The organism is Shinella sp. 838 (assembly GCF_029623935.1).
Classification (GTDB): Bacteria; Pseudomonadota; Alphaproteobacteria; order Rhizobiales; family Rhizobiaceae; genus Shinella.
Genome location: NZ_JARSBQ010000040.1, coordinates 1 through 6,615 on the forward strand (window position 1 = coordinate 1; position 6,615 = coordinate 6,615).

4 protein-coding genes are annotated in these 6,615 nt (G+C 58.4%); 3 read left to right on the forward strand and 1 reads right to left on the reverse strand.

All coding sequences use genetic code 11. The features are described from left to right. Positions 1-173 precede the first annotated feature (173 nt). Complete coding sequence (locus P9A16_RS35165) at positions 174-1,355, reverse strand: hypothetical protein (protein ID WP_156334205.1); 1,182 nt, start codon at positions 1,353-1,355, stop codon at positions 174-176. A gap of 185 nt (positions 1,356-1,540) precedes the next feature. On the opposite strand from P9A16_RS35165, the gene P9A16_RS35170 reads away from it, so the two are divergent. The 3 genes from P9A16_RS35170 to P9A16_RS35180 all read left to right on the forward strand — a co-directional run bounded on the left by P9A16_RS35170 (position 1,541) and on the right by P9A16_RS35180 (position 6,411). Beyond that, positions 1,541-2,173 carry a class I SAM-dependent methyltransferase gene (locus P9A16_RS35170; protein ID WP_050746927.1) on the forward strand — a complete coding sequence of 211 codons (633 nt, stop codon included), beginning with the start codon at positions 1,541-1,543 and terminating at the stop codon, positions 2,171-2,173. Positions 2,174-2,277: 104 nt separating this feature from the next. Further along, positions 2,278-3,867, forward strand: coding sequence for a class I SAM-dependent methyltransferase (locus P9A16_RS35175; RefSeq protein WP_278026549.1), 1,590 nt, complete (start codon positions 2,278-2,280; stop codon positions 3,865-3,867). Positions 3,868-4,101: 234 nt separating this feature from the next. Continuing rightward, a complete protein-coding gene (locus P9A16_RS35180) occupies positions 4,102-6,411 on the forward strand; it encodes a capsular polysaccharide export protein, LipB/KpsS family (RefSeq protein ID WP_278026550.1) in 2,310 nt (769 codons plus the stop codon). Positions 6,412-6,615 lie beyond the last annotated feature (204 nt).

The window sequence follows — 6,615 nt, forward strand, 5'->3', positions numbered from 1 at the left end:
ATCATTCATGGCGGGTGTGGTCTCCGGAAACGGCACGGATCGGCGTAAGCAACCAAATCCTACGTCATTTCAACGGTTTGAACCATATCCGCCAACCCCTCGTGAATTATTCGGGTTAGATCACACCGGCCGCACAGATTACCTATAGGGAAGGCTGCTATGCCCCCTACGGACTATACAAGCCCGATCAGGTTTGCCACCCGCATAGCAACCTTTCTTTTCTGCTCCACGCGGTCCTTGTCCCGATGCCGGATTTCACACTCCGGCATCGTGAAGATTTCAAGGCTGCCCCGCAATCGACGGAAGTTCGAACCGAGTTCCGTCACCAAACCGTGCTTCATGCGATAGAAGTCGGACTGCGCGGTATAATAGCCCGTTAAGCCGACCCGTGCCGCCTGGAGATGGGGATGGAACCGCCCCGTCAGCATGAAGTCATCGGCCTCCAGTGGCAGACCCGTGTTCAAAAGACGGTCATTGTCCAGCATCTCGACCTGCGGGAACTGCGTGGCCACCGCCTGGTACAGTTCTACGTCTCCGTTCGAGCAGGCCCAAAACACGACCTTGTCGAACTGGTCGAACAGTTTCGGCCCTTCCTCGCCCGTCGGCCCGAGCACGGACTTTGCACTAAAGCCGGAAAGATGCAGCCACCGCCCTGAATGCCGGGTGGTCTGGACGGGATAGAGGAATGCGTCATCGAATCCCTCCGTCAGGGAAGGGGAGTCCCCGATGATGGATTGCAGAGCCTCGACACTTGCTGTGTCCCGGCATTCGAAGATCTGGCATCCCTCGACGATGTTCCGCCAGGCCGCAGCGCCGACAGGGTAGACCTTCTTGAAAGGGGCAATACCCAGACCGGTCGCGACAACCGGAACGGACAGACAGCGGCCGATCTCCACGACGGCACCCAACAACCGCGTCGCGTTCTTCCAGTTGGCGCAGGCATATCCGCCTCCGAGGAAATGGAAGCCGCGAACGCCTTTGAATTTGGCAAGGTTGGCACGGGCATATTCCACGCCCTGCTCGTAGAAACCCGCATAGGAGCCCTGCACCCCGTCGGCATGCCGCGGAATGGTCTTGACGTAATCTACATTTGCAAAGTTGCGCAACAGCGCAGCCGTCGCCGATGCGCCCTTGCCATCCACGGTGATCGGTCCGTCATAGCCAAGCTCCCGGTAGAACCTCAGCCAGTACTGGACGAGTAGCTCGTCGCCAAAATTGGGTGCCCCGTTGCCCGCCAAAAGATAAAGCACTTGATCCCCACCACTTCCAAGAACGAACCAGTCAACGCCGCGCGATATAGCGGGGCAGGGCGGCAGCGTCACCTCTTTTAGCAAGCCGCCCACATGACCTTGCACGCATGAACTCGCTCGGCAACGCCTCGCAGGCGGGCCGCCGTCCTATCGATTTTCTGTTACAGTTCTGTGACAAAGGTGCTTCCACTCAGCCGTAAAATGCTGGAGAAGAGAGGTTCGAATGACCCTCTGATCAAACCTGCCGACTGCACCTTTTCAATAGGCAAGAACCTTCTGGGAAACGATTTATGACCGAAACCACAGCGGAATACTGGAACCGATACTACGGCGCACGGACATCTCCGGTTCCCAATATTCCATCGCAGTTCGCAGCCTTCGTCGCATTGGAAGTTGCGGCAGACTCGACCGTCGTCGACATTGGCTGCGGAAGCGGGCGGGACAGCCTCTTTTTCGCAAATGCCGGTTTCAACGTTCTCGGCGTTGATGCCTCCTCGGCCGCCGTCTCGCTCTGCCAGCGCACAGCAGAGGAACGGGGCGTCGATCGGGCATCCTTCCTGTGCTGCAGTGTCGATGACCCGGAACTGTCGGCGAAGATTTCAGCAGCAACCACGGGACGGATCGTCGTTTACGCCCGCTTCTTCCTGCATGCGATCCCGGAAGAAGCCGAGCTGGCCTTCCTCAAGACGGCAGCGAACCTCACCAATCTCGACCTCTTGGCGATCGAGTTCAGAACCGACCGGGACGCTCAGCAGACGAAAGTCACCGACAGCCATTACCGCCGGTTCATTCCGCCGCTCGACTTCCTGTCCCGCGCTGCGAAATTCGGTTTCTCCCCGGTCTATTTCACGGAAGGCTTCGGCTACGCGAAGTATCGCAACGACGACGCGCATATCGCCCGGGTGTTGATGCGCAGGACTTAGACAGACCTCATCAGCAAAATTGTTCTGAATTTTCGTTTCTACCGCATTCTCCGGCGCCGGACCGATATCGGTTCGGCTGGAAATGCTCCAGCAGGAGCCGAGCCGTGCAGATCGACATACTGGATTTCGGCCCGGCCATCATCTCCGGCCTCCTCCGGGAGGCTGGAGAGCGTCCGGTAAAACTGCAGCTGTTGGCCGACGGCATCCCGCTTGCCGGCAATTGGGGCATACCCGCACCGGACCAGGGCGGGCAGAAGTTCCGCTTCAACCTTTCCTCCATCTGGTCCTATATCGGCAGTCAGGCCCGGCTACAGATCCGGGCAAGCGATGTTTTCGTGGACCTACCGACGCCTGATTTTGCGGGCGTTCCGAAGTTCACTCTCGAGGATCTCAAGCAGAAGCTGGAAGCCGGCCACGTCTTCAACGAGAAAGGCAAACTGCAGCTTTCGAAAACTGTCGATACAGTCTGGCAGAACAACATGTTCGCGCTGTTCGACGGTATGTCCGCCATTCTGGCAACGAAAGGCCTGAAACTTTTTGTCCTGTACGGCACGCTGCTTGGGGCCTATCGCAACAGCAACTTCATCGGGCACGACCACGATTTCGACGCGGGCTACATCTCGAACCATACGGATCCGGACAAGGTGGTGGCGGAAGTCGTCGAGATCGCAGAAGCCCTGTCACGCCATGGCTATCGCGTCGCATGCAAACTATCCTGCATCTGGGTGACCGATCCGAAAACCAATGTTACAATCGACATCTTCCATACCTATTTTGACGAGACCGGAAAGCTCCTGCTGCCCTTTGGAGTCTGTGGTGTAAAGCCCTTCATGAAAAGCGACTTCCGGGGCCATGTCGATATCGATCTCGCCAGCCGCAAGGTCGCGGCCGTTGCCGATACGGAAGCGCTTGTCGAGTATATCTACGGCCCTCACTGGAAGACCCCCAATCCCGGCCACAACTGGAACCTCGACAGGACGGAGAAGTTTCCGCAGGGCTATGCTAGGCCTTATCATCGCTGGAAGATCTACTGGACGGATTATTATTGCCACAACCCCAAGGCTCTTCCCCCCTCATCCTTTGAAGGGTTCGTTTCCCGCTCAGGCTACTTGCGGCGCAATGTCGTCGATATCGGATGCGGAGACGGTCGGGACAGCTTCTCCCTGGCGGCGATAAGGCCGACCGTGATCGGAATCGACAATTGCAGTGTCGCAATCGAGGCGGCCACGGTCCGTGTGCCGCCACCGCCAAAAGGCGCTCTCCATTTTCTGCTAAATCTCTTCCGCCGGCGGCCGATCCTGTCCTTTGTGCACGGAGACATAACGCATCCCGAAACGCTCGAAAGCCTCCTGCGTGCGGCAAGGCCACCCCGGAACAAAGGAGGGCTCACGCTCTACGCCCGGTTCCTGCTCCATGCGATCACGCGCATACAACAGGACCAGTTTCTCGAATGCGCCGCACGTGAACTGCAAGCGGGGGACACCGTCGCCTTTGAATTCCGAACCGATCAGGACGAACCCCTGAAGAAGAACAGAAAGCTGGACGGGCGCCGCTTCATACGGCCGGAAGCGATTGAACGGCAGATGACGGAACTCGGCTTCCAAGTCGTCGAGCGGTCGGAGGGGACCGGTTTCTCGCCCCATCTCGGCGAAGATCCATATCTTTGCCGGCTCATTTTCGTGAAGGACGGCTAGCCTTCGACGCGAGCAGGCCTCTGTGAACGATCTTGCGATCACGGGACAAGTGCAAGAACAGCGTGCCATAAGAGTGATCGGGTTCGGCCAGCGGTCAATCGCCCCCTCAGCATCAGAACATTATGACGACTTGAGCACGGTTCCACACGAGCCGGTTTCCAGAAAGCCGGGGCTTATGGTAAGTGCGGCGCATCCCAAGATGCGCGGCCTTTAAATGAACACGGAATGAAGTGCATGGAACTGCCAGTTTTCTCACCGGCTCCGACCATCTCCCCGCAGAAAGTGCAAGGCGTGCATCCCGATCCGCGCAATCCCATCGGTACCTCAGACATTTCCATGGTGCTTTGCGTGCGCTGGCATGATGCGAACCCCTGGGTGATCGATCGCATCGCGCTGATGGGGGAATACTATGCGCCCGCTCCCAAAATCGTCATCGTCGATTTCGGCTCACCCGCGCCCCACGCTGCCCGGATCCAGGCGGTTTGCGAAGACAAGGGATACACCTATGTCCATGTCGACGACACCGGCGTCTTCTCCCTTTCGACGGCACGGAATGCCGGCTTTGCGGCGGCCGATACGCCCTTCATCTATTTTGCCGATCCCGACTTTTTCAGTGAGAGGGACCATTTCGGCAGGCTTGTCGACATCATCAACACCATCGACGCCACCCGTCTCTTCGACCTCGTCCTCAACATTCCCGCCTTTCATCTTTCCGAGCCGAAGACCGATGGCTTCTTCGCGCTTGCCGATCTCGATGCACGATCGGACTACCTGAAGAAACTGTCCTTCTACAGTTATTTCGAGAACTTCGAGCCGAAGGAGGGACAATTCGTTGCCCCCTACAGCAATGTCTTCCTGATCGGCTCCAAGCTGTTTTCCTATCTCGGTGGCTACGATTCCAGTTTTCGGGGACATGGATCGGAGGATTTCGAGTTCCTGCTGCGCTACGGCCAGCATGCCAAGCACCTTCCCATGCCATCGGAGCCGACCGAAGATCGTTTCGGACCAGGCAAAGCCTCCTTCTTCCACCAAAGAACCTATAGCGGGTTTCGCCAGTTGTTCGAGGCGCTTGCCTTGCCGGCCGAATCCCTGGGGCTGAAGACCTTCCACCTCTGGCACCCGAAGGACAAGGGATCCGACTGGTACAAGAACAACGACTGGAAGCGCAGCCGCTTTTCAGAAGCGACCGAGGTCTATGTCGGCAAGGACGAGCGGCTGCTGGAGGTGGACTTCCTGCCCCGCGCAAGGAAACTCGCCTGCATCTGCAAGAACCGCCATCACTGGGGTTATTTCCTTCCACTGCGCCTTGCCGGTTTCGAGCTTGTCCCCGTTTTCGGTGAGGCGGACGAGGATATCGCCGCACTGACGAGCGGATTGACGGACGGCACGCTCGACGGCATTGCCATCTTCAACCCCTACATGAAGAGCCACAGCCTCTTTTCAGGCGCTGTCACGCTCGCGCGGCAGCTGGGCAGGGAAGTGGTGGTCATCGAACGCGGGGCTTTGCCGAACACCGTCTACTATGCCGAGGACGTCTCCTATGCCGCCCCATCCTACTCCCAGGCGGCGTTCGATCGCGACGCGTTCTCCCCGGCTGAACTTGCCGCTGCACAGACCTATATCGAGCGCCTGCGCGAAGGATCGATGACGCTGGAAGCGATGGACGGTTACGCTGCCACCGCCGAAAAATATGAGGGGGCGAAAAAGCCCGAAAAACCGGTCTGCCTGATCCCGCTCCAGCTCGACGACGACATGGCCGTCACCCAGTTCCTCAAGGGAGAGCAAAGCTACCACGATTTTGCTGCCAGCCTGCCGCGCCTTGTCGAGAGCAATCCTGACATGACGTTCGTCATCAAGCCGCACCCGCTTTCGAAGCTGGACGCCCTTCCGCGCACCGAAAACGTCGTCATCGCCGATCGCGCCGACAACATCCACTTCCTCATCGACCATGCCGACGTCGTGCTGTGCTACAATTCCGGCGTCGGGCTTCTGTCGCTGCTGCACGGCAAACCCACAATGACGCTGGGAAATGCCTTTTACAGCCTTTCAGGCGCAGGCTTTCACGCAACGTCTGCAGAGGAAGGGGTCGCCCGTTTCAAAGCGGGTGCCGTGCGTGCGCCGGATGACGCCCTTGTCCAAAAGATCGCCGCCTGGTTCACCCTGCGCAAATATTCCGAGTTCATCGCAACCGACCACATCGTCGAGTTCGAAAGCCGCAAGAGCCACGGCTACAAGGATATCATGATCACGACGCTGCGCTGGAAGGAGCACGAGATCGCTCTCGGCCGCCTGCGGCAGCTCGCTCCCTTCGGCAAGCGAAGCTACCTGGCCGCCCGCGCCAGCGTGATACGGCCCGTACCGGTGAAGAAACCCAAGAAGATTAGCCGCCTGCGCCGTCCCCTGATCCCTGTCGTACGGTTTTTCATCGGTCGTTTCAGCTCTCCGACCGCTCAGCGCAAATTCGACGCCGGCCCGGTCGAGTTCTTCCAGTCGCTGCGCAAGCCAGTCTATCGAACCCTGGGGCGACTTCTCTTTCCAGGGTAATCGAAGAGCAAATTGCCGGGCCAGGATGCCGCCCGGTTAATGTTGACTTTTGCAATCATAATATTTATTTGGCTTAGAAAGCGTGCTAGCCGCCTTAATGCATAGCACCGGACGTTTTGGCGACGAGAGGCAGGCTTTTGCTGGCTGCGCGACACCGCAGGCAAGTTTTGCCAGTCGCCGGAGTTAATCCATCGTGATGGAAGG

What these genes read in the sequence shown, in the direction of transcription:
- P9A16_RS35170 (WP_050746927.1), top strand. Translation starts at nt 1,541, where the DNA reads ATGACCGAAACCACAGCGGAATACTGGAACCGATACTACGGCGCACGG.
- P9A16_RS35180 (WP_278026550.1), top strand. Translation starts at nt 4,102, where the DNA reads ATGGAACTGCCAGTTTTCTCACCGGCTCCGACCATCTCCCCGCAGAAA.